The sequence below is a fragment of the Allobosea sp. 05T422_2 genome, assembly GCF_056396265.1.
This window is the reverse complement of record NZ_JBFTLD010000457.1, coordinates 1-2,543: the sequence shown is the minus strand read 5'-3', so window position 1 is coordinate 2,543 and position 2,543 is coordinate 1. Positions and strand designations below refer to the sequence as shown.

The 2,543-nt window shown below is 66.6% G+C and carries 2 protein-coding genes; one reads left to right on the top strand and one right to left on the bottom strand.

Annotated elements, in window-relative coordinates:
- Positions 1–169 precede the first annotated feature (169 nt).
- Positions 170–1,411, top strand: coding sequence for an MFS transporter (locus tag AC1DJT_RS36015; protein WP_441506535.1), 1,242 nt, complete (start codon positions 170–172; stop codon positions 1,409–1,411).
- A 126-nt stretch (positions 1,412–1,537) separates the two neighbouring features.
- Here the strand turns inward: AC1DJT_RS36015 and AC1DJT_RS36010 are convergent, their stop codons facing one another.
- Entirely contained in the window at positions 1,538–2,458 is a 921-nt protein-coding gene (locus tag AC1DJT_RS36010) for a pirin family protein (RefSeq protein WP_441506536.1), read from the bottom strand.
- Positions 2,459–2,543: the final 85 nt, after the last annotated feature.

The window sequence follows — 2,543 nt, the reverse complement described above, 5'->3', positions numbered from 1 at the left end:
GGGCACGGTTGAGCGACACGTTCCTTCGAGGTGATCGACTTCGAATAAAGCCTGCGAGCGGCGCTGGCAAACCGGCGGGTCGTCACAGCGCCGGAAGACAGGAAACGGGTGGGGCTGATGTCCTAGGCGTGGGACGCTGGCGGCAACCTCGCAAAGACGGAAACCCGCCATGTCGTCGCACCTTCCCCTCGGCCTGCTCCTGGCCGGCATCGTCGCGCAGTTCGCCGACAAGCTGGCGCTCGACACTATCACGCTCGCAGCGACGGAGGCTGGCGCCAGCAGTCGGCTTGTCGGCCTGCTTGTCGCGGCTCAGTCGGCGGCATGGCTCGTCGTCTCGCTGCCTGCGGGGGTGTGGGCGGACCGGGTTGCGCCCCGCTCACTGATTCTCGCCGGAGGCGGGTTGTTGCTGTCGGGCTCGCTGATCGGCGCGGCGCTGCTCATCTCAGGGCATACGAACTGGGCGTTGGCACTCTCGGCCTTCATTGCCGCGACCGGCCCGGTTGTCATCGCATTGTCCATTTTCGTGCTCTTGCCGCGCATGGTGGCGGTTAGGGATCTGCCGCGTGCCAATGGTCGGATGGAACTCGGCCGTGCGGTGCTGAGCCTGGCCGCGCCGCTGCTMGCCGGCTGGGCTGTCGCAAGAGGCATCGGCGCGCTCGGGCTGGCGCTGTGTGCCCTATGTGGAATCGTGGTCCTGGCGCTTGCCATGCGCCTGCCGTCTGAGCGGCCGGTGGCAGCCGCACGCCAGCCGTTGCACCGGGCCATTGCGGAAGGCGGGGCCTTCGTCCTGCAACATCCCTATCTCAGGCCGATCGCGCTCTGCGCCATCGCCTGGAACCTTGCCTTCTTCGCCTTCATGGCGCTGTTCGCACCCTATGCCGCGCGCATTCTGCTGCTCGCCCCGGAGACGATCGGTCTCTCCTCGTCGGTCTATGGTGCCGGCCTGATCCTTGGCGCGTTCTTCGGCGCCGCACTGATCGCGCGCCTGCCAACCGGGCTGCTTCTCGTGTTCGGCCCAGCTTCATCGCTCCTGGGCGCGCTGCTGCTGGCCATCGCTCCGGCGACGCTCGGCCTTGCGGCGCTGGCGCTCGCCTTCTTCCTCTTCGGCTTCGGACCGATTCTCTGGGGCATCATTCAGACCAGTCTGCGCCAGGCGGTGACGCCGCCGGCTTTGCTCGGTCGCGTCAGTGCCACGCTGACGACAGCGATGTACGGCATGCGTCCGTTAGGCGCGATTGCGGGAGGGCTTGCTGGCGAGTGGCTCGGACTTGGGCTGGCGATCTGGCTCCCCGTCATCCTCTTCGCGCTCTCGGTCGCCGCGATCCTGGCCTCCCGCATGCCGGCGTTGAGGGCGATTCCTTCGGGCGAACTCTCTTCGGCCGAGCTGCGGTCTGGGTTGCAGGCCGGATAATGGGCAGGCTTCGAATGGCTGTGTGTCCGACGACCCGCAGGTTCATCGTTTCCCACGGATCTGGACACGCACGGCCCGCAGGCTCAGGCCAGCAAGCGTGCAGCCCTGAGCTGCGCGGGACTGCCCTCAGCTCTCCGGCAAGGGAATGAACTCGGCTTCGTCGCCGGGAACGGTGTCGAAGCGGCCGGCTTTCCATTCCTCCTTCGCCTGGTCGATGCGCTCCTTCGAGGAGGAGACGAAATTCCACCAGATATGGCGCGGGCCATCCATCGGTTCGCCGCCGACCAGCATCAGCCGGCTCTGGTCGATCGCGAGGATCGAGATGCGGTCGCCCGGCTTGAAGACGAGCAATTGCCCGGCGCCGAACTCCTCTCCGGCAATGTCGATCTTGCCGGAGACGATATAGACCGCGCGCTCGTCGTAATCGGGGTCGAGCGGCAGGATGGCGCCGGGTGCCAGCACCGCCTCGGCATAGAGCGTATCCCAGGGGAATTTCACCGGCGAGGTCTGGCCGTAGGCTGAGCCCATGATCAGGCTGATGCGCTTGCCGCCTTCGACGATGCGCGGCAGTTCGGGCGCGGCGTGATGGATGAATTCCGGCGCGACTTCCTCATGGCTCTTCGGCAAGGCGAGCCAGGTCTGGATGCCATAGAGCTTCGGCGCCTTGAGACGCTCTTCTGGCGCCGTGCGTTCGGAGTGAACGATGCCGCGTCCCGCCGTCATCAGGTTGACCGCACCGGGGCGAATGGGCAGCGCCGTGCCGAGCGAGTCGCGATGCATGATCTCGCCGTCGAAGAGATAGGTCACGGTCGCCAGACCGATATGCGGGTGCGGGCGCACATCGATACCCTCGCCGAGCAGGAATTCGGCCGGGCCCATCTGGTCGAAGAAAATGAACGGTCCGACCATCTTCCGGCCGATCGAGGGCAGGGCGCGCCTGACCGAAAAGCCGCCGAGGTCATGAGCGCGCGGCACGATGACCTGCTCGATCGCCTGGCAGGAGCGGGCATCACCCAGGATCGGGTCATCGGCGGGCTGATGCGACATGAGGGATCTCCCAGGATCTGACGGTGAGTCTGGCCGCAACGCCGCGACGGGGCAAGCGGCATCGATATGCGCCGGGAATCCGAAG